Here is a 20,790-nt window from a genome sequence, read left to right as displayed (position 1 = left end):
CGCTAGAGGCCAATTTTTACCATAAATACTATTCGGCGCTTTGCTGCAGCGCCCACATCGCCGCATAGCGTCCGTTGGCCGCCAGCAACTCGGCGTGGGTGCCGCGCTCCAGAATGCGGCCCGCGTCCATCACCAGAATCTCATGCGCATCCACCACGGTAGACAAACGGTGGGCGATGACCAGCGTGGTCTTGTTGCGGGCGGCGGTTTGCAGCTCGGCCTGGATGGCGCGTTCGTTGGCCGAGTCCAGCGCCGAAGTGGCCTCGTCAAAAATCAAGATGGGCGGGTTCTTCAGCAGCGTGCGGGCAATCGCCACGCGCTGCTTCTCGCCGCCCGACAGCTTGAGCCCGCGCTCTCCCACCATGGTGCCGTAGCCTAGGGGCGTGGCGCTGATGAAGCCGTGGATGCGCGCCGCGCGGGCGGCCTCTTCCACCTGGGCACGGCTGGCCCCAGGCTGGCCATAGGCGATGTTGTATTCCACCGTGTCGTTGAACAGAACGGTGTCTTGCGGCACGATGCCAATCGCCTGGCGCACGCTGGCCTGGGTCACGGTCTGGATATTTTGCCCGGCAATCAAGATCTCGCCCTGCTGCACATCGTAAAACCGAAACAGCAACCGCGCCAGCGTGGACTTGCCCGAGCCCGACGGCCCGACCACGGCCACGGTTTTGCCCGCTGGGATGTGCAGGCTGATATCTTGCAGGATGGGCCGCGCCGGGTCATAGGCAAAGAACACGTGGTCAAAGCGCACATCGGCATGGCCGTCGCCGGGCTCCAGTTGCAAAGGCTGGGCACCGGGTGTATCGGCAATTTCGCGTTCTTTCTCCAGCAGGGCGAACATCTTTTCCAGGTCGGTCAGGCTCTGTTTGATCTCGCGGTAGATCACGCCCAGAAAGCCCAATGGAATGTAGAGCTGGATCATGAAGGCGTTGACCATCACCAGGTCGCCCAGGGTCATGCGGCCATCGACCACGCCCTGGGTGGCGCGCCACAGCATGGCGACCAGGCCAGTGGCAATGATGAGCTGCTGGCCGGTGTTGAGCAGGCTCAAGGTCGTCTGGCTCTTCACCGAGGCGCGGCGGTAGCGCTCCAGGTTTTCGTCGTAGCGCTTGGCTTCAAAGGCCTCGTTGTTGAAGTATTTGACGGTTTCAAAGTTCAGCAGCGAATCGATGGCGCGGCTTTGTGCGTTCGAGTCCAGCTCGTTCATCTGCTTGCGGAACTGGGTACGCCACTCGGTTACCGTGACCGTAAAGGCGATGTAGGCCACCAGCGCGATCAGCGTGATCCAGGCAAACCAGATGTCGAACTTGACGGCCAGCAATGTCAGCACAAAACCGACTTCGATCAGCGTAGGGATGATGCTGTACAGAGAGTACGAGATCAGCGAATTCACCGCCCGGGTGCCGCGCTCGATGTCGCGGGTCATGCCGCCGGTCTGGCGCTCCAGGTGGAAGCGCAGGCTCAGGGCGTGCAGGTGCTGAAACACCTCCAGCGAAATTCGCCGCGACGCGCCCGCCGTGGCCTTGGCAAACACCAGTTCACGCAACTCGGTGAACAGCGAGGTAGAGAGGCGCAGCAGCCCATAGCCCACCAGCAGCGCCACGGGCACCACGATCAGCGCGGGGAGCTGGTCGCTGCTGAGCTTGCCGCCGGTGGGGCTCATGGCATCCACCAATTTTTTCAGCAGCAAGGGCACGCTGACACTGGCTGCCTTGGCCCCCACCATGAAGGTCAGCGCGGCAATCACCCGCCATTTGTACTCCCACAGGTAGGGAAACAGGCGGCGCAGGGTGCGCCAATCGGATTGCGGTGGCGCGGCATGGGCCAGCACCGGCATAGAGGCAAGGGGAGCGGTTTCGCCATAGCGGCGCATGGGGGACAATCTCGTGGTTATTGTCCCAAGATTGTCCCTTATGTCCACCAATTCAAGCGCCCCCGTTGCCTTGCCCTCCGATATGGAGCTGGTACTCAAGGTGATTCCCATGCCCGCCGACTGCAACGCCAGCGGCGATATTTTTGGTGGCTGGGTGATGGCGCAGGTGGACTTGGCCGGGTCGGTGATCCCGGCGCGCTACGCCCAGGGACGTATCGCTACCGTGGCGGTGAAGGAATTCATCTTCAAACAGCCGGTGCGGCTAGGCGATATTTTGTCGTTCTATGCGTGCCTGACGCGGCTTGGGCGCACCTCGGTCACGGTCAAGGTAGAGGCCTACGCCGAGCGACTGAACATCCAGGGCCGCTACACCAAGGTGACCGAAGCTTCGCTCACCTACGTCGCGATCACCGAGCAGGGCGAACCCCGCCCACTACCCGTTCACAACTGATACCGCTTCGACACTTACACCCCCATGCCCCACAACACCGCCGCATTAAGCCACGAATGGTCCACCCTGCAAAACAACTACGAACAGGCCGAACGCAACGCGCTGCTGGTCAAACTGGCGGCTGTTGTACTGTGCGTGGGGGGTTATGCACTGGGCGTACCCTATGAGCTGATAGGCGGCACAGCCCTGTTGTTGTGGGTACAAGAAAGCCTGTGCCGCACCTCCCAGGCCCGCCTGGGCGAGCGCATTCTGCGTGTAGAGGCCTTGGTGAAAAATGCCGCCCCGGCCAGCAGCGCGTGCCAGTTGCACACCGAATGGCTGGCCAGCCGTAAAGGCAGCGTGGGATTGCTGGGCGAGTACGCCGCACACGCACTGCGGCCTACCGTGGCGTTTCCATATGCCGTACTGGTCGTGGCTGCACTGGTAGCGTATTCAGGCTAGGCCCAGCCAACGATCATCACGGCGCAAAAAACACGCCTTCCAGAAACACCGCAGAACTGGCTTTGCCAGGCTGCTGGTGTTGCCCCCTGCAAGGGGGTTGGCGAAAAGCGCTTGCGCTGTAGCCTGGGGGTGTACCAAAACTAATGCTTGAGCACCCTGCGGATGGTGGCAGCCAACTCTTCGGCAACAAACTTGCCGACATAGGCATCGGCCCCCACGCTCTTTACATGCACCTCATTGGCCGAGCCGGACAAGGAGGAATGGATGATCACCGGCACGCCTTTAAAGCGGCCATCTTTTTTAATGTTACGGGTCAGGGTAAAGCCATCCATCTCCGGCATTTCCAGGTCAGTCAACACCAGGGCTACTTTGTCCTCGATGGTTTTGCCAGCGGCCACCGCGGCGTCTGACATAGCTTGCAAACGGTCCCAGGCTTCTTTGCCGGTTTTGCACATGATGAATGGCACACCCAAGGCCACCAAGCCCTGTTCAATCAGGGTCCGGGCCAGCATCGAATCGTCTGCCGCCAACACCACGGTACCGGGACGCAGCTTGATGGTAGGCCCCATGCTGGCAGCATCGACGTCGGGGGCCGAAGGCGGCATCACGTTGCGCAAAATCTGCTCGACATCCAGCACCTGGGCCAACCGGGTGTTGTCGATGTCGCCATCCAGCCGGGCAATGCTGGTGATCATGCCGCCTTGGGTGTTGGACTCGGCCGACAGCACCTGGCTCCAGTCCAGGCGTACGATTTGGTCCACCTCTTCGACTGCGAACGCCTGGGTGGAGCGCGCATATTCGGTGACCATCAAAATATTCAGTCCATTTTTAGGCAGGCAACCCACCGCCCCCGCCAAATCGATCACCGGAATCACCTGGCCCCGGATATTGGTCATGCCCAGCATGTGCTTGGTGGACCCGGCGACCGCCGTAATGGTGGGCATCACCATGATCTCGCGCACTTTGAAGACGTTAATCCCAAACAGCTCGCGCTGGCTCGAATGGGCGGCCTCACCCAGTCGGAACAGCAACAGTTCAAACTTGTTGCTGCTGGTGAGATTGGTACGTTCATCTACCTCTTGCTGGACTGTCGCCATGGTTTTCCCCTTTGATGCATACCATTAGAACTGGATTTGGATTTTTTACAAGTTTTCACACTTGCACGCTAGAAAGGCCAGAACATAGCCATCTACGGTGATCATGCCTCCAGAATGTAACAGTATGATTCAAGATTGGGCGGCAGTGCAAGCGATTACCCGGCCTTGCCCAACAACGCGTCCTTGAGCTTCCAGTCTGCCGGGCTAGGGCCCAGCCAAATGCGCAGCAAGGCGTTGAAAAACTCGGCTTCAGGGAATGCTTCGCCCTGTGGTTTGCCCTTAACCAGCAACACTGTGCCCACACCGGGCATCCAATCCAGTTCAAAGGTGTCACCGGGCAGCAGTTTTTTTTGCTCGGCAAACACCTGGCCCATGCGGTACAGGCTGGGCACCAGTTTGGACAGCTCGCCCCGGCCGGTGTTGTCTTCCACGCCCCGGGTGAACAACTTGCCCAGTTCATTCGCATCAATCTCGCGCAGCATGGTGATGCTGATGCGCTTGGGGCCCGGCATGGCCATCACATCCTCGGGTGTAACGGCTTTTTTGGGCAGGTACAAAGCTGCGGTGTACACCTTGAAGACGGCCTTGTAGCGCACCCCCGCGCCGTTCAGTTGCAGCGGCGTGCCGCTCTGGTCCACGCTGTCGGCATAGGCCACACCGGCCACCGTCACGGCCCACACCGGGGCGCTGGCGGCCAACACACCCAGCCAGATGGCAGCACACGCAAGGAGTGACTTCATTCGAACCAACCTTTGGAAGTGGGGCATCTGCCACCGAGGCCCGCATTTTGACCCGTCTCGACCCGCCTGTGGCGAAAAAGCCCCCATGCATACCCTGAAGGCCAGTGCTTTGCGGGACAGAAGCCTGCGCGCGTTTGCTACACTTTGCGCATGTCTATTTCACGCACGATCACTGCAGGCTGCCTCGGCCAGGGAGCCTGGTCTTGGCGCAAGCCAAATTCTTCGCGTACCTGAATAGCACGGCGCTGCCGTGCGCCCCACGCCTCACCCTCCGAGGCTGAATTGACATACAGCACCCCGTGCTGTGCCCCAGGCCAAGTCATACAACGGGCCGGGACTCTCTCACAAAGGCACTTCCGTGATCACCGAACTTGAATTCAAAAGCCTGGCCCAGGACGGGTACAACCGCATCCCCTTGATGCTAGAGGCATTTGCCGACCTGGAAACCCCGCTCTCGCTCTACCTCAAGCTGGCGCACACCCGCAACGGCGGTGCCTACAGCTTCCTGCTGGAGTCGGTGGTGGGTGGCGAGCGCTTTGGCCGCTACAGCTTCATCGGCCTACCCGCCCGCAGCTTCCTGCGTGCCAGCGGCTTTGGGGCCGCCGCCCAAACCGAGGTGGTGCGCGACGGTGTGGTGGTGGAAACCCACCAGGGCAACCCGCTGGACTTCATCGAGGCTTACCAAAAGCGCTTCAAGGTGGCCCTGCGCCCCGGCTTGCCGCGCTTCTGCGGTGGCCTGGCCGGCTATTTCGGTTACGACGCGGTGCGCTACATCGAGAAAAAGCTCGAAGCCAGTTGCCCGCCCGACACCCTGGGCTGCCCCGACATCATGCTGCTGCAGTGCGAAGAGCTGGCGGTGATCGACAACCTGTCGGGCAAGCTGTACCTCATCGTCTACGCCGACCCGACCCAGCCCGAGGCCTACCCCAACGCCAAAAAGCGCCTGCGCGAGTTGAAAGAGCAGCTTAAGTATTCGGTCAGCGCACCCATCGTCAAGCCCACCCAAAGCCACCCGACCGAGCGCGAATTTGCCAAGGCCGACTACATCGCGGCCGTGGAACGCGCCAAGGAGCTGATTGCGGGCGGCGACTTCATGCAGGTGCAGGTGGGCCAGCGCATCAAAAAGCGCTACACCGAATCCCCTCTGTCGCTGTACCGCGCGCTGCGGGCGCTGAACCCCTCGCCCTACATGTTCTTCTACAACATGGGCGACTTCCATGTGGTGGCCGCCTCGCCCGAAATTTTGGTGCGCCAGGAATCCATGGCGAACGGCGAACAAAAGGTCACCATCCGCCCGCTGGCAGGCACCCGCCCCCGCGCCTCCTCGCCCGAGCAGGACAAGCTGGTGGAAGCCGAGCTGATTGCAGACCCCAAGGAGCGCGCCGAACACGTGATGCTGATCGACCTGGCCCGCAACGACATCGGCCGCATCGCCAAGATTGGCACGGTCAAGGTCACCGAAGCCTTTGCGGTAGAGCGCTACAGCCACGTGATGCACATCGTCAGCAACGTGGAGGGCACGCTGCTCGACGGCATGAGCGCCATCGACGTGCTCAAGGCCACCTTCCCCGCAGGCACGCTGACCGGCGCGCCCAAGGTCCACGCCATGGAGCTGATCGACCAGCTGGAGCCCACCAAGCGCGGCCTGTACGGCGGTGCCTGCGGCTACATCAGCTATGCAGGCGACATGGACGTGGCCATCACCATCCGCACCGGCATCATCAAGAACCAGACCCTGTACGTGCAAGCCGCCGCTGGCGTGGTGGCCGACTCGGTGCCCGAGCTGGAATGGAAAGAAACCGAAGCCAAAGCCCGCGCCCTGCTGCGCGCCAGCGAACTTGTTGAAGAAGGTTTGGAGTGACCATGAAACTGCTGATGATCGACAACTACGACAGCTTTACCTACAACATCGTCCAGTACTTCGGTGAACTGGGCGCAGATGTGGAGGTGGTGCGCAACGATGAAATCACCCTCGAAGAAATCGCCGCCCGCGCCCCGGACCGGCTGGTGATATCCCCCGGCCCGTGCTCGCCCAAGGAGGCGGGCATCTCCGTCGCCGCCATCCAGCACTTTGCGGGCAAGCTGCCCATCCTGGGCGTGTGCCTGGGGCACCAGGCGATTGGCGCGGCCTTTGGCGGCAACATCATCCGGGCGCAGCAGCTGATGCACGGCAAGACCAGCGCCATCACCACCACGCAGCAAGGCGTGTTTGCCGGGCTGCCGGAACAGTTCACGGTGAACCGCTACCACTCGCTGTCCATCGAGCGCAGCACCTGCCCCGCCGAGCTGGAGATCACCGCCTGGACCGATGACGGCGAGATCATGGGCGTGCGGCACAAGACGCTGGCCATCGAGGGCGTGCAGTTCCACCCCGAGTCCATCCTCACCGAGCATGGCCACGCGATGCTGAAGAACTTCCTGGACCAGGGAGCGCGGTAATGCTGGACAGCCTGGGCATCGTGCACCTGCCGCTGTTCATCGCCTCGGGCTGGCTGCTGAACCTGACCCCGGGGCCGGACGTGTTCTACATCCTGTCCAATGGCCTGCGCGGCGGCTGGCGCGCGGGCGTGGTGGCGGCATTCGGCATCACCGCGGGCTGCTTCGTCCACATCTTCGCCGCTGCTGTGGGGGTCAGCGCGCTGATCACCGCGTCGGCCACGGCTTTCACCGTGCTCAAGTGGCTGGGGGCGGCCTATCTGGTGTGGGTGGGCATCCAGATGTTGCGTTCACCCAAACCCGTGGATGCTACAAGTTCAGTAGCAAACAGCGTAGACGACATAGGCGCTAGCGGCATAAAAAGCTTAAAAACTGTATTCGTTCAAGGTTTCTGGACCAATGCGCTAAACCCCAAGGTGGCGCTGTTTTTCCTGGCGTTTTTGCCGCAGTTCATCACCCCCGGCGCACCGCAGCCCACGCTGGCCTTCGTGCTGCTGGGCCTGCTGTTCAACCTGAACGCCATCCCCATCAACCTGGGCTACGCGCTGCTGGCCGCCTGGGCCGCCCGCCGCATGGGCGCGGTACGGCGTGGCATGCACTGGCTGGAACGCTTTGCTGGCGCGCTGTTTGTCGGTTTTGGTATCAAACTGGCCCTGTCGGCCAAACCCTGAAAGCGAAATAACACCATGATCACCCCCCAAGAAGCCCTGCAGCGCACCATCGAACACCGCGAAATCTTCCACGACGAGATGCTGCACATCATGCGGCTCATCATGCGTGGCGACATGTCGCCGGTGATGATGGCCGCGCTGATCACCGGCCTGCGCGTGAAGAAGGAAACCATCGGCGAAATCACCGCCGCCGCCCAGGTGATGCGCGAGTACTCCACCAAGGTCCACGTAGCCGATAAAACCCACTTGGTGGATATCGTCGGCACCGGCGGCGACGGCTCGCACACCTTCAACATCTCCACCTGCTCCATGTTTGTGGTAGCCGCCGCCGGGGCCAAGGTCAGCAAGCACGGCGGGCGCAGCGTCAGCAGCAAAAGCGGCAGCGCCGACGTGCTGGAGAGCCTGGGGGTCAACATCCACCTCTCGCCAGAACGTATCGCCCAGTGCATCGCCGAAGTCGGCGTGGGCTTCATGTTCGCCCCCAACCACCACCCGGCCATGAAAAACGTGGCCCCGGTGCGCAAGGAGCTGGGCGTGCGGACCCTGTTCAACATCCTGGGGCCCCTGACCAACCCGGCGGACGCGCCTAACATCCTGATGGGCGTGTTCCACCCCGACCTGGTCGGCATCCAGGTGCGTGCCCTGCAGCGCCTGGGTGCCGAGCACGCGCTGGTGGTCTACGGCAAGGACGGCATGGACGAAGTCAGCCTGGGTGCGGCCACCGTGGTGGGCGAGCTAAAAAACGGCGAGATCAGCGAATACGAGATCCACCCCGAAGATTTCGGCATGACCATGGCCAGCCACCGCAACCTGCGCGTCGAAACCCCCGAGCAGTCCAAAGCCATGCTGCTGGGTGTGCTGGACAACGACCACGGTGCGGCGCGAGACATCGTGATTTTGAACGCCGGGGCTGCGCTGTACGCGGCGAATGTGGCGGATTCGATGGCCGAAGGTTTGGTACTGGCGCGCACCGCGATTGAGTCGGGTGCGGCGCGGGCGAAGTTGGGGGAGTTGGTGGCGGCTACGGCCGGTTAAAAAGTCTCCCAGTCCGACTCGCTGCCAGCTGCTTTGGGTGGGGCTAGGGTCACCTTGGGCGAGGCCAGGGGCACCTGGCGTGGCCGCACAGATGCGGCCACGGGCTTGACGGGTGCGCCCACAAATGGCTTGTTGGGTGCGCGGGCCGCAGGCGCGGCGGCGGGTCTGGCGTGGGCCGTACGGTCGTAACGGGCCTCGCTGCTGCCCAACTTGAATACCGCCACCACCTGCACCAAATCACCGGCTTGTGATTTCAAGCTGCTGGCGGCGGCGGCCATTTGCTCGACCAGGGCGGCGTTTTGCTGGGTGGCCTGGTCCATCTGCCCGACCGCTTCGCCCACCTGCGACACGCCTGCGCTCTGCTCGGAGCTGGCCACGCTGATCTCACCCATGATCTGCGTAACCCGCCGGATCGCGCCGACCACCTCGGTCATGGTGGTACCGGCCTGGTCCACCAGGCTGCTGCCGTGCGCAACCCGCTGCACGCTGTCCGAGATCAGCGTCTTGATTTCCTTGGCGGCTTCGGCGGAACGCCCGGCCAGGCTGCGCACCTCGCTGGCCACAACCGCAAAACCGCGGCCCTGCTCGCCCGCGCGTGCCGCTTCCACGGCCGCATTCAGGGCCAGGATATTGGTCTGAAAAGCAATGCCGTCGATAACGCTGATGATGTCGGAGATCTTGTGCGACGCGGCGTTGATGCCCTTCATGGTCTCCACCACCTGGCCCACCACTTCGCCGCCCTGGGTGGCCACCGTAGAGGCCTGCATCGCCAACTGGTTGGCCTGGCGCGCGCTGTCGGCATTCTGCTTGACGGTGGCACCCAGCTGCTCCATCGAGGCAGCGGTTTGCTCCAGCGCGCTGGCCTGGCCTTCGGTGCGCGCGCTCAGGTCGTTATTGCCCTGCGATATTTCCACGCTGGCCACCGCCACACCGTCGGCGCTGGTGCGCACCTGCAGCATCACTGCGTGGATTTTCTCGACGAACTGGTTGAAGCCGGAGGCAATGGCCGCCAGCTCGTCGTTGCCGGTGGTAGCCACCCGCAGGGTCAGGTCGCCATCACCCGAGCCCACGTCTTGCATCGCGTCGCGCAGCACGGTCAGGCGGCCCAGCACCTTGGTCAGCACAGCACTGACCACGCCCACCACCACCAGCGCAATCAGCAGGCAGACCACCACCGAATACCCCACCATCGAGCGGATGCCGGCCAGCGCCTCGTCGCGGTGCAGCGCTACCACCAGGGTCCAGTCGGTACCGGCAATCGGCGCGGCGTAGACCAGCCGGTCTTCGTCGCGGATGCGCACCTCGGTCAGGCCTTTCAGCGCGGCCATGCCGGTGGCATCCAGGCCGGGCGCGATGTCGGTCACTGGCTTGCGCAGCAGGCTCTCGTCTTCGTGTACCACGATCTTGCCGTCTTTGGCGACGATGAAGCCGTAGGTGCCGGGCGTGGGGCGGATCGAGGCGACGTTGCGCGACACCGTGTCCATCAGCACGTCGGTGCCGATGACGGCCTTGACCGCACCGCCGTCTTTCACCGCGCTGGCAAAGGTGATCAGCAGCTTCTTGGTAGCTGCGCCTATATAGGGGTCCGTAACTACGGGGCCATCGGCCGCCGCGGCTTTTTTGTACCAGGGCCGCGCGGTAGGGTCGTAGTCTGGGGCACGGCTGCGCACCTCGGAGAAGATGGCCTTCTTGTCGGCGTAGCCGATATAGGCCGAGTCCACGCCACCAGCTACCTTGGCCTGCACCAGGGATTTCAGCGGATCGTCTTCGGCGACGGCTGCCACCAGCGAGGCCACCACGCGCTGGTTCTGCGCCACCCACTCGGCCACGCCCTCGGCATGCGACAGCGCCAAGGCCTTGGCCTGGGCATCCAGCGAATCCAGCGCAAACCGGCGCGCAATCTGCACATTGGTGATGGACAGTGCGAGCAGGCCCAACAGCACCAAAATGCCGGTGAGGGCAACGATTTTTCCGCGCAAGGATCTGGACAGAGACAACATAAAGAACCGCCTAACTTTGGATGTGAAAGTGCCAGCAGACGGGCCCAGCCCGCCTTTACGCCTGGTAACAAATGCTACCCGCAGCGCAGGACTTATCCAAGAATTTTAGAAGGCTTCGCAGAACAGAACGCTCTGGTATTTTTATATAAAACAGGGCTCTAGCGCATATATTGTCTACGCTATTAGCTATTAAGTTAATAGCACTTGGAAATCCAGTGGTCGAGCGAGATCCTCCCCGGCCCTTGCGCCACCAGGTACAGCAGCAGCGCAGCCCAGGTGCCGTGGGTGGGGTAGGCATCAGGGTAGACGAAGAGCTGGATGGTCAGCGTCATGCCCAGCAGGCCCAAGGCCGACAGGCGCGTGGCTATGCCCAACAGCAGCAGGATGGGAAAGAAATGCTCGGCGCAGGCGGCCATCGTGGCGGCCAGTTCCGGGGGGAGCAGCGGCAGCTTGTACTCCTGCTGGAACAGTGCCACGGCCGAATCCGACAGGTGCGGCCAGCCCAGATGGAACTCGCCGCCCACGATGTCGATGGCCAGACCTTCGACCTTGGTCTGGCCGGATTTCCAGAACACAGCCGCAATGGAAAACCGGGCCAGCAAGGCGATCAGCGAATGGGGGATGCGTGCGCACGCGGCGAGGAAGCTGCGCAGCAAAACGGGGGACGTTCTAGAGGTGGTGGTCATGGGGTTCTCCGGTCGAGATGCGGGTGATGAGGTGTTGGCGGATCAGCAGGGCCAGGATCTGGGGCAGGTCCAGGGCGGGATCGGCGCTGGCGGCGACCAGGAGGCTGTGGCCCTGCTGCAGTGCGGTAATGAAGGCACCTGCAGTAGCGCCAACCTCCACCACCTCCACGTCCAGCCCCCGGCGGTACACCAGTGCGGTTTGCGCCAGCGCGGGGTCTACCTCGGCGGCCTGCAGCATGCCCTGGTGGGCCGCCCAGAGCGAAAAGACAGCGAATTGGGAAGCTACGACCTGCAGGGAAGGATGCAAGTCAAGCCGGAGCTGCGCCAGTTGCTGCGGGTCGGCCAGCGCGGCCTGCAAAGCCTCGGGGGCCACCGCATCCACATCGGCGGCATGGTAGGCGCGCACGCGGCCCATCTCCAGCCGCGCCACGTCGGCCAGGTAAGGCACGTTGGCGGCGGGTTCAAAATTTTCGACAAAAGCGGCAAAGTCTGCGCCGTACCATGCCATGACACGGGTGCGCGGCGGGTGGACCTGAACGTACAGCCGCGCCAGGGCCCGAAAGAAGTCCACGCCCACCAGCTCTTGCACGGCGGGAAAGGTGGCGGCCAGCGCATCTACCAGCGACACCACCACGTTGTTGCGGTAGATGGCAAAGCGCTCGGTGGGGTCGGAGCCGTTCCAGGTGCTCAGCCCACCGGGGCAGGCCTGTGCGGGGTCCAGCAGCGCCTGGGCGAAAGCAGCTTGGTGGCTCATGCGGCGACCTCCACCGCTTGCAGATGGCGCTCTGCCGCCTGGGCTTCGGCCAGTAACACCGGCCATGCGGGCACATCGTTGTCGCGCTCGACCAGCGTGGCCACCGGGCCGGTCAGGCCCAACGTGTAGGCGTACAGGTCCCACACGGCCTGGGCCACCGGGCTGCCGTGGCTGTCGATCAGCAAGGCGTCACCCAAGCTGTCATGGGTGGTGGCAAAGCCGGCCAGGTGGATCTCGCCCGCGGCTTCCAGTGGCAGCGCCCGGATATAAGCCTGCGCGTCGAAGTGGTGGTTGACGCTGCTCACAAACACGTTGTTCACATCCAGCAGCAGGCCGCAGCCGGTGCGACGCACCACCTCATGGATGAAACCCACCTCGGGCATCGTGGAAGCGGCAAATTGCACATAAGTGGCAGGGTTCTCCAGCAGCATGCGGCGCTGCAGGCGGGTCTGTACCTGGTCGATGTGGTCGCACACGCGCTGCAAGGTGGCGGCGGTGTAGGGCAGGGGCAGCAGGTCGTTGAGGAACACATCGCCGTGGGTAGACCAGGCCAGGTGTTCGGAAAAAGATTGGGGCGCGTAGCGGTTGAGCAGCACGGCCAGAGCGTTCAGGTGGGTGGTGTCCAGCGGCGCATCGGCCCCGATGGACAAACCGACACCGTGGATGGACAGCGGGTAGCGTTCGCAAATGCGGGTCAGGTAGTGGTGGGATGGGCCACCGGCCACCAGGTAGTTTTCGGCATGGACTTCAAAGAAGCCCAGGTCGGGTGCGGTGTCCAGAATCTCCCGGATGTGGGCAGATTTGAGCCCCACACCCGACCGGCGGGGTAGCGACGTGAAGGGGAACATGGCAGTCGCTACGTCCAAGGCTTGATTACATCTTTGCGGGGAAAGCCATCTTTTGGCCCATGCCGGTGGGCGAGCTCATGGACTTCATGGTTTCGCAGGTACCTGCGGGCACGAACTTCCAAGAATTGGCCTGGTAGTCCATCTTGGATGTGCCTGCACAGGTGGTGCCTGCGCCCGCGGCACAATCGTTCTTGCCGGCCATGGCCACGCCGAAGCATTTTTCTTTTGCATCGGCTGCCGATGCGGGCGCCGCAGCCATGGCCAATGCGGCACCCAGGGCCAGGGCAAGAACAGCAGTGGAAGTAATAGATTTGTTAGAGGAAGAGGAAGCAGTCATGGAAATCTCCGGTTAAAAAAAGCACTAGGGGTTGAAGGTCAGCAGGGTGTTTCGCCTTGCTGTGGAGTAGTCGGGGGTTGCTGGCATTTCTTACTCCGCTTTCGATTTATTTTTACGGTGCATCAAAAAATACACCGCCGGAATGACGAACATCGACAGCAGCGGCGCGGTGACCATGCCGCCGACCATGGGCGCGGCGATGCGTTGCATGACCTCGGAACCGGTGCCGCTACCCCACAAAATGGGCAGCAGCCCGCACAGGATGACGGCCACCGTCATGGCCTTGGGGCGCACGCGCTGCACGGCACCTTGCAGGATAGCGACCTTTAAATTTTCATCATTTTCAGTGCCTAGCGCAATCTGCACCTGCCAAGCTTGCTTCAAATACAGGAGCATGATTACCCCAAACTCGGCCGACACACCGGCCAGCGCAATAAAGCCTACCGCGCCCGCCACCGACAGGTTGTAGCCCAGCAGGTACAGCAGCCAGATACCACCGACCAGCGCAAACGGCAGGGTGGCCATGATCAGCACCGCGTCGCCCACCCGCTTGAACGTCAGGTACAGCAGCACAAAAATGATCAGCAGGGTGAAAGGCACCACCAGCTTCAGCTTGGCCGTGGCCCGCTCCAGGTACTCAAACTGGCCCGACCACGACACAGCGTAGCCCGCAGGCAGCACGACGCTGGCGGCCACGGCTTTTTGCATGTCTTTCACCGCAGACCTCAAGTCGCGGCCCCGGATATCCACGTACACCCAGCCAGAAAGGCGGGCGTTTTCACTGCGCAGCATAGGCGGGCCATCCGCGATAGCGATGTCGGCTACGTCACCCAGCACCAGCTGTGCACCGCTCTGCGCCACACCTTCCGCAACGATAGGCAAGTTGCGCAACTGGACCACCGAATCGCGCATCTCCCGGGGGTAGCGGATGTTGATAGGGAAGCGCTGCCCCCCCTCCACCACCTCGCCCACGTTGTCGCCGCCCACGGCGGTGCTGATGACGGCCTGCACGTCGGCAATGTGCAGACCCCAGCGGGCGGCATCGGCGCGGCGAATGGTGATGTCTACATACCGCCCGCCCGTCAGACGCTCGGCCAGCGCGCTGCTGATACCGGGCACGGTTTTCAGGCTGCGCTCGATTTCACCCGTCAGGCGGTCAATGGTGGCCAGATCGGCCCCGGCCACCTTCACACCCACCGGGCTTTTGATGCCGGTGGCCAGCATGTCGATGCGGTTGCGGATGGGTGGCACCCAGATGTTGGCCAGGCCCGGTACCTGCACGATGCGGTCCAGTTCGGCCACCAACTTGTCTTGCGTCATACCGGGCCGCCACTGGTCTTTGGGCTTGAACTGGACCGTGGTTTCCAGCATTTCCATCGGTGCGGGGTCGGTGGCAGTGTCTGCCCGGCCTGCCTTGCCGTAGACGCTGGCCACCTCAGGCAGGGTTTTGATGAGGCGGTCGGTCTGCTGCAGCAGCTCCGCCGCCTTGCCCGCCGACAGCCCCGGCAGGGCCGACGGCATGTAGAGCACATCGCCTTCGTCCAGCGCGGGCATGAATTCGCCGCCTATGTGTTGCAGCGGCCACAGGCTGGCCCCCAGCAGCACGGCTGCCACCACCAGCGTGGCACGTGGCCAGTGCAGCACGTGGGTGAGCAGGGGGCGGTAAATGGCAATCAACCAGCGGTTCAAGGGATTGGCGTTTTCATCTGGAATGCGGCCCCGCAGCCCGTACCCCATCAGCACCGGAATCAGCGTGACCGACAGGCCCGCCGCCGCCGCCATCGCATAGGTTTTGGTGAAGGCCAGCGGTGCAAACAAACGGCCTTCTTGTGCCTCCAGCGTGAACACCGGAATGAACGACAGCGTGATGACCAGCAGCGAGAAAAACAGCGCTGGCCCAACCTCTGCCGCCGCGTCGCCCATGACCCGCCAGCGCTCCTGGCCGTGCAGCTTCTCCCCAGGGTGCGCATGGCCCCACTGCTCCAGGTGCTTGTGGGCGTTTTCCACCATCACCACCGCCGCATCGACCATCGCGCCGATGGCAATCGCAATACCGCCCAGCGACAGGATGTTGGCGTTCACCCCCTGGTAGCGCATGGCGATAAAGGCTACCAGGATGCCAATCGGAAGCGAGACGATGGCCACCAGAGCCGAGCGCAGGTGGCCCAGAAATACAACACACACCACGGCCACCACGGCAAACTCTTCCAGCAGCTTAAAGCCCAGGTTGGCCACGGCACGCTTGATCAGCCCCGAGCGGTCGTAGGTGGGCACGATCTCCACGCCTTGGGGCAGACTGGCTTGCAGGCTGCGCAGCTTGGTTTTGACGGCGGCAATGGTCTGCAGCGCGTTCTGGCCCGAGCGCATCACGATGACACCGCCTACGGCTTCGCCCTGCCCGTCCAGCTCGCCAATGCCGCGGCGCATTTCGGGCCCAAGCTGTATGCGGGCCACGTCGCCCAGGCGCACCACGGCACCGGCAGCGGTGGTCAGCGGCAGAGCGCGAAAGTCGTCCAGCGTTTGCAAATAGCCGCTGGCGCGCACCATGTACTCGGCCTCGCCCAGCTCCAGCACCGAGCCCCCGGCTTCCTGGTTGCCCCTGCGTATGGCCTCGGCCACCTTGCCCAGCGGAATCCGCAAGGCCGCCAGCTTCTGCGGGTCGGGCACCACCTGGTACTGCCGCACCATGCCACCGATGGTGGCCACCTCGGCCACGTTGGGCACGGTTTTCAGCTCGTATTTCAAAAATCCGTCTTGCAGCGCCCGCAGTTGCGAAAGGTCTTGCCCGCCGCTGCGGTCTACCAACGCGTACTGGTAGATCCAGCCCACGCCGCTGGCATCCGGCCCCAGCGTGGCTTTGGCACCGGGCGGCAGGCGCGACTGCACCTGGTTCAGGTATTCCAGCACCCGCGACCGGGCCCAGTACAGGTCGGTGCCGTCCTCGAACAGCACGTAGACGAATGAATCGCCAAAGAACGAGTAGCCGCGCACCGTCTTGGCCCCCGGCACCGACAGCATGGTGCTGCTCAGCGGAGTGGTCACCTGGTCTTCCACCAACTGCGGGGCCTGGCCGGGGACGCTGGTGCGGATGATGACCTGCACGTCGGACAGGTCGGGCAAGGCATCCAGCGGGGTGCGCTGCACGCTGAGTACCCCCCAGGCGCTGAGGAGCAACGTGGTCAGCAGCACCAAAAATCGGTTGGCTATCGACCAGCGGATCAGCCGGGCGATCATGGCGTGGCACCAGCGTTCATGCGCGCTTCCACGCCTTTCAGGCTGGCTTCAGAGTCGATCAGGAACTGGCCCGATACGACCACCCGCTGCCCGGCTTGCAGACCGCGCAGCACCAGGGTGTGGCCATCGGCCTCGGCCCCGGTTTCCACCACCACCGGGCGAAAGTGGCCGCCCGCCTCGGCCAACACCAGCACCGTGCGCCGGGCGGTGGGGATCAGCGCCTCGGTGGGCACCTGCAAGGATGCATCCACCAGCACGCTGCGCACGCCCAGGTTCTGCTGCATGCGCGGGCTGACGGTGACGGTGCTGGCATCCCCCTCGGCGGCAGTTGCCGCACCGTCGGCATACACCGGCACCAGCATCATGTCCATGAAGGGCGACTTGGCCGGTGCGTCGAACTTGTTCCCCGGCACCATGGGGTCGTGGTAATACAGCACTTTGCGGCCCGTCGCGGGGTCCACATCACCGGCTTTGATGCCGCTGGCGATGTGGCGGCGGGTGGCAGCTTCGCCCTCGGCAATGCTCTGCGGCACGGCGATGGATGCCACCACGGGCACGCTGGCGGCACCGCGCTGCCAACCCCATTGGTACAGGCCGTAGCCCCCGGCCAGTACAGCTACAGCAATGGCTAATGTTTTCATTCCAGTCTCTCCTAACGTCATGTACAAGGAACGCCCAGAGCGCGCATCCATGGGACGCAGCAGCCCGAGCCCAGCGCAATGCCGGGTCGGCCTACAGACGGAAGACTTGGTTGAAAAGGTACAGCGGCGGACTGCCGGGGGGCCGCGCAGGGTTGGCCGCCGGAGCGGTCCAGACCATCAATGCCCGCAATGGCAATAGCCACACCAGCATCCACAGCGCTGCCCACACTGGCGGCGGCAAATCCACGCTGCTGCTTTGGTGGGGCGACTGCGGGCTAGCTTCGCCCGTGGCCTTGCACAGGTTGGGCTGCGCCGGGTCCATCTGGTCGGCAGGCATGGCATCGCAGCCCGGCATGGTGCTGGCTGCCACCGGTTTCAGCCACTGAGGGCACACATACCCGGCAGTGGCCAACTGCGCAAACAGCACGCACAGAACCACCCCAAGGGCGATCCAGAGGCGGCGTGTGGGCGATTGCAGAGACATATGCCCAGTTTGCCACAGCAGATTCTTAGGGGTCTAAACTGGGGTTTTGCTCCACCGGCACTGGCCATTCCCCATGCAACTTTCCACTCTTTTGGGTACCCAGCTGCCCCTCATCCAAGCCCCCATGGCGGGGGTCCAGGGCAGCGCACTCGCGGTGGCCGTGAGCAACGCCGGGGGCCTGGGTTCCTTGCCCGCCGCCATGCTGGGGCTGGAGGTGTTGCAGGCCGAGCTGACCCGCATCCAGGCGCAAACCACGCAGCCCTACAACGTCAACTTTTTCTGCCACACCCCGCCGCCGCCTGCCATCGACGCGCCGTGGCGCGCAGCACTGGCACCGTACTACCTAGAAATGGGGCTGGACCCGACCCACATCGTCCCCGGCCCGGGCCGTGCGCCGTTCAGCGCCGAGGCCGCGCACCTGCTGCGCGCCTTCGAGCCGCCGGTGGTGAGCTTCCATTTCGGCCTGCCCAGCCCCGCATTGCTGGAGGTGGTACGCAGCTGGGGGGCCAAGGTGCTGTCTTCGGCCACCACCGTGGAAGAAGCGCTGTGGCTGCAGGCGCAAGGGGTGGATGCCATCATTGCCCAGGGCCTGGAGGCGGGCGGGCACCGCGGACATTTTTTATCGGACGACCTGACCCGGCAAATGGGCACCTTCGCCCTGCTGCCGCAGATCGTACGGGCGGTGGATATTCCTGTGGTCGCCGCCGGTGGCATTGCCGATGCGCAAGGCGTGGCCGCCGCCATGGCCCTGGGCGCAGCGGGGGTACAGGTCGGCACGGCCTACCTGCTGTGCCCCGAGGCCACCACCAGCGCGCTGCACCGGGCCGCGCTGCGAAGCGGTGCCGCGCAGCACACGGCCTTGACGAATGTGTTTACCGGGCGGCCCGCGCGCGGCATCCTGAACCGCGTGGTGCGTGAGCAGGGCCCGATCAGCGCCGCGGCCCCTGCCTTCCCGTTGGCCACCGCCGCCATGGCCCCACTGCGGGCCGCGGCAGAGCGCCAGGGCAGCGGAGACTTCTCACCGTTGTGGTCGGGGCAGAACGCCAGTGCTTGCCAGGCCCTGCCTGCGGCAGAAGTGACGCGGGCCCTGGCGAAAGGGTTCTAAAACCAGGCAGAAACCGACGGCCTCAGTGCTTCTCGGGCTTGGTCAAGTCCAGCACGTTAACGCCCGCTGGGGGGCGGTGGCGGTTGAGCCAGCGCGGGTCGGCCAGGCTGCGCTCTACGTCGGCGCGTCCGGCAGCCCAGTGCTCGCGCACCGTGGCGCGCGAAAACTCGTAGTCTTTGGACTGGGTTTCAAAGTGTTTGCTGCGGTGGATCAGGTGCACGATGGTCACGGCAGATGCCGATCCGGCGTTCAGCAATTTTTTGAGATCGGGGTCGTTGGCAAATTCGGGCGGCAGCTTGGCGGCCAGCTTTTGGGCGGCGTTAGAGAGCTTTTGCTGCACCGACACTAGGTCGGTATTGAAGCGGGTGCGGCTGGCAAACTGGATGTCCTTGCCCCGCTCGGCCACTTCGCTCAGGTTACGCGGCATGTGGCCCTGGGCACTGAACAAATCCACCTGGAACACCAGCATGTCTTCGGCGGCGGGCTGGTCGATCACGTACTGCAGCGGGGTGTTGGACACCAGCCCACCGTCCCAGTAAAACTCGCCGTCCACCTCTACCGGCGAAAAACCCGGCGGCAGCGCGCCGCTGGCCATGATGTGCTGCGGCCCCAGCGGCTTGGCGTGCAGGCGATCGGCCGAATCAAAGTAGGCAAAGTTGCCGCTGGTGACGTTGACCGCGCCCACCGACAGCCGCACATTGCCGTCCGGGCAGTGGCGGTTGATGCGGTCAAAGTCCACCAGCTTGAGCAGCGTGGCGCGCAGCGGTTCGGTGTCGTAAATGCCCAAAGCGGCCAAGGTACCCTGGGGTTGGTACTGGGCGGCGGGCACACGGGGCTTGAAGAATCCCGGCGTGCCCAGCACCGACACCATGGCCGCGCTGGATTCGTTGAAAAACTCGCGCGCCTGGATGCCCCAGTCGGCAGGCGGGGCCGGGGCCACCAGCTGCGACGACACGCCTTCCCAGAACTCCTTCAGGCGCGGCACCCGCAGACCTGGAGGATTGCCCGCGATGATGGCCGCGTTGATGGCCCCAATCGACACGCCCGCCACCCATTCGGGGCAAATGCCGTTTTCTTCCAGCGCCTCGTACACCCCCGCCTGGTAGGCCCCCAGCGCGCCCCCGCCTTGCAGCACCAGGGCGCATTGTTCGTGGTGCGGGCCGGGCAAGGCCTTTTTGGAAGCAGTGGATGCAGAGGTGGGAGAAGCCACGTGAAAACCTTTCAGGCAGAGCCATGTTGCAGTGCAGTATAGGACGCGGGTCGGCAGCATGGATGTCTGCCCGGCAAAGAGAAACGCCCCTTAATTGCTATTAAATATGTAGCTACTTGCGTAAGTTATATATGCGCTAGAGCCATTTTTTATATAAATTTCAAGAGCCGCACTGGGTTACGCAAACGCCTTCCACGCGCCCGGCTGTAAATCGCCCAGGGCGTAGGCCCCAATCTGCACCCGCACCAGCCGCAGCGTCGGCAAACCCACCGCCGCCGTCATGCGCCGTACCTGGCGGTTGCGCCCTTCGCAGATGCGGATCTGCAGCCAGGCGGTGGGCAGGTGGGCGCGGTAGCGTACCGGCGGGGTGCGTGGCCACAGGCCGGGCGGCTCGGCGATCTGCTCTGCCTCGGCCGGTAGGGTCATGCCGTCGTTGAGCAACACGCCCTGGCGCAGCGCCTGCAATGCCGCCTCGGTGGGCGTGCCGTCTACCTGCACACGGTAGGTTTTGAACTGCTTTTCCTGGGGCTGGGTGATGCGCGCATTGAACACACCGTCGTCGGTCAGCAGCAGCAGCCCTTCTGAGTCTCGGTCCAGCCGCCCCGCCACGCGCAGGCTGGGGTCGGTGATGAACTGCGCCAGCGTGGCCCGGTCGCCGTCGGGGCGGAACTGGGTCAACACGTTGAAGGGTTTGTTGAAGAGGATGATTTTGGGCATGGAGTACGGGATGCGGCATACAGGAACAGA

Annotated in this window: 20 protein-coding genes; 7 read left to right on the top strand and 13 right to left on the bottom strand. The window is 63.6% G+C overall.

The window, feature by feature from the left end:
• Positions 1-28 precede the first annotated feature (28 nt).
• The gene (locus tag AC097L_RS03425) at positions 29-1,873 is read right to left on the bottom strand and encodes an ABCB family ABC transporter ATP-binding protein/permease (RefSeq protein WP_479584720.1); all 1,845 of its coding nucleotides are present in this window, start codon (positions 1,871-1,873) and stop codon (positions 29-31) included.
• A gap of 40 nt (positions 1,874-1,913) precedes the next feature.
• Here AC097L_RS03425 and AC097L_RS03420 point away from each other — a divergent pair, with 40 nt between their 5' ends.
• Together AC097L_RS03420 and AC097L_RS03415 are read left to right on the top strand one after the other, a co-directional pair.
• The gene (locus tag AC097L_RS03420; RefSeq protein ID WP_479584717.1) at positions 1,914-2,324 is read left to right on the top strand and encodes an acyl-CoA thioesterase; all 411 of its coding nucleotides are present in this window, start codon (positions 1,914-1,916) and stop codon (positions 2,322-2,324) included.
• 24 nt (positions 2,325-2,348) lie between these two features.
• Positions 2,349-2,765, top strand: coding sequence for a hypothetical protein (locus AC097L_RS03415; RefSeq protein WP_479584713.1), 417 nt, complete (start codon positions 2,349-2,351; stop codon positions 2,763-2,765).
• A gap of 140 nt (positions 2,766-2,905) precedes the next feature.
• Here AC097L_RS03415 and AC097L_RS03410 read toward each other — a convergent pair whose 3' ends face one another.
• Both AC097L_RS03410 and AC097L_RS03405 read right to left on the bottom strand, forming a co-directional pair.
• The gene (locus AC097L_RS03410; RefSeq protein WP_479584710.1) at positions 2,906-3,862 is read right to left on the bottom strand and encodes a chemotaxis protein; all 957 of its coding nucleotides are present in this window, start codon (positions 3,860-3,862) and stop codon (positions 2,906-2,908) included.
• A gap of 155 nt (positions 3,863-4,017) precedes the next feature.
• Complete coding sequence (locus AC097L_RS03405) at positions 4,018-4,602, bottom strand: chalcone isomerase family protein (RefSeq protein ID WP_479584708.1); 585 nt, start codon at positions 4,600-4,602, stop codon at positions 4,018-4,020.
• A 358-nt stretch (positions 4,603-4,960) separates the two neighbouring features.
• Here AC097L_RS03405 and trpE point away from each other — a divergent pair, with 358 nt between their 5' ends.
• From trpE to trpD, 4 genes are read left to right on the top strand one after another with little or no spacing between them, the layout of a single operon-like run.
• Positions 4,961-6,463, top strand: coding sequence for an anthranilate synthase component I (gene trpE, locus AC097L_RS03400; RefSeq protein WP_479584706.1), 1,503 nt, complete (start codon positions 4,961-4,963; stop codon positions 6,461-6,463).
• 2 nt (positions 6,464-6,465) lie between these two features.
• Positions 6,466-7,041, top strand: coding sequence for an aminodeoxychorismate/anthranilate synthase component II (locus tag AC097L_RS03395; RefSeq protein WP_479584704.1), 576 nt, complete (start codon positions 6,466-6,468; stop codon positions 7,039-7,041).
• Positions 7,041-7,709 (top strand): LysE family translocator, encoded by a 669-nt coding sequence (locus AC097L_RS03390; protein WP_479584702.1) that lies wholly within the window; start codon positions 7,041-7,043, stop codon positions 7,707-7,709. The genes AC097L_RS03395 and AC097L_RS03390 overlap by 1 nt, the downstream gene beginning before the upstream one ends.
• Before the next feature lie 15 nt (positions 7,710-7,724).
• The gene (gene trpD / locus AC097L_RS03385) at positions 7,725-8,744 is read left to right on the top strand and encodes an anthranilate phosphoribosyltransferase (protein WP_479584700.1); all 1,020 of its coding nucleotides are present in this window, start codon (positions 7,725-7,727) and stop codon (positions 8,742-8,744) included.
• Here trpD and AC097L_RS03380 read toward each other — a convergent pair.
• The 8 genes from AC097L_RS03380 to AC097L_RS03345 form a co-directional block, all read right to left on the bottom strand.
• Positions 8,741-10,744, bottom strand: coding sequence for a methyl-accepting chemotaxis protein (locus tag AC097L_RS03380; RefSeq protein ID WP_479584699.1), 2,004 nt, complete (start codon positions 10,742-10,744; stop codon positions 8,741-8,743). The genes trpD and AC097L_RS03380 overlap by 4 nt on opposite strands.
• Positions 10,745-10,938: 194 nt before the next feature.
• The gene (locus tag AC097L_RS03375) at positions 10,939-11,430 is read right to left on the bottom strand and encodes a DoxX family protein (protein WP_479584698.1); all 492 of its coding nucleotides are present in this window, start codon (positions 11,428-11,430) and stop codon (positions 10,939-10,941) included.
• The gene (locus tag AC097L_RS03370) at positions 11,414-12,184 is read right to left on the bottom strand and encodes an HvfC/BufC N-terminal domain-containing protein (RefSeq protein WP_479584697.1); all 771 of its coding nucleotides are present in this window, start codon (positions 12,182-12,184) and stop codon (positions 11,414-11,416) included. The genes AC097L_RS03375 and AC097L_RS03370 overlap by 17 nt, the downstream gene beginning before the upstream one ends.
• Positions 12,181-13,032 (bottom strand): MNIO family bufferin maturase, encoded by an 852-nt coding sequence (bufB, locus tag AC097L_RS03365; protein ID WP_479584949.1) that lies wholly within the window; start codon positions 13,030-13,032, stop codon positions 12,181-12,183. Before bufB ends, AC097L_RS03370 begins: the two co-directional genes overlap by 4 nt.
• A gap of 25 nt (positions 13,033-13,057) precedes the next feature.
• A complete protein-coding gene (locus AC097L_RS03360; RefSeq protein ID WP_479584696.1) occupies positions 13,058-13,369 on the bottom strand; it encodes a BufA1 family periplasmic bufferin-type metallophore in 312 nt (103 codons plus the stop codon).
• A gap of 90 nt (positions 13,370-13,459) precedes the next feature.
• On the bottom strand, positions 13,460-16,603 hold the full coding sequence (locus AC097L_RS03355; RefSeq protein ID WP_479584695.1) for an efflux RND transporter permease subunit: 3,144 nt from the start codon (positions 16,601-16,603) through the stop codon (positions 13,460-13,462).
• Positions 16,600-17,244, bottom strand: a complete 645-nt coding sequence (locus AC097L_RS03350; protein WP_479584694.1) for a permuted SH3 domain-containing protein — start codon at positions 17,242-17,244, stop codon at positions 16,600-16,602. Before AC097L_RS03350 ends, AC097L_RS03355 begins: the two co-directional genes overlap by 4 nt.
• A 91-nt stretch (positions 17,245-17,335) precedes the next feature.
• Positions 17,336-17,728: a hypothetical protein gene (locus AC097L_RS03345; protein ID WP_479584693.1), complete on the bottom strand. Its 393-nt coding sequence runs from the start codon at positions 17,726-17,728 to the stop codon at positions 17,336-17,338.
• A 73-nt stretch (positions 17,729-17,801) separates the two neighbouring features.
• Here AC097L_RS03345 and AC097L_RS03340 point away from each other — a divergent pair, with 73 nt between their 5' ends.
• Positions 17,802-18,833, top strand: coding sequence for an NAD(P)H-dependent flavin oxidoreductase (locus AC097L_RS03340; protein ID WP_479584692.1), 1,032 nt, complete (start codon positions 17,802-17,804; stop codon positions 18,831-18,833).
• 22 nt (positions 18,834-18,855) lie between these two features.
• Here AC097L_RS03340 and AC097L_RS03335 read toward each other — a convergent pair whose 3' ends face one another.
• Positions 18,856-20,043 carry a patatin-like phospholipase family protein gene (locus AC097L_RS03335; protein WP_479584691.1) on the bottom strand — a complete coding sequence of 396 codons (1,188 nt, stop codon included), beginning with the start codon at positions 20,041-20,043 and terminating at the stop codon, positions 18,856-18,858.
• 177 nt (positions 20,044-20,220) lie between these two features.
• Complete coding sequence (locus tag AC097L_RS03330; RefSeq protein ID WP_479584690.1) at positions 20,221-20,760, bottom strand: pseudouridine synthase; 540 nt, start codon at positions 20,758-20,760, stop codon at positions 20,221-20,223.
• Between the last annotated feature and the right edge of the window lie 30 nt (positions 20,761-20,790).

It is taken from the genome of Rhodoferax sp. RT5P35 (assembly GCF_056521385.1).
This window is presented reverse-complemented; position numbering and strand designations above follow the sequence as displayed.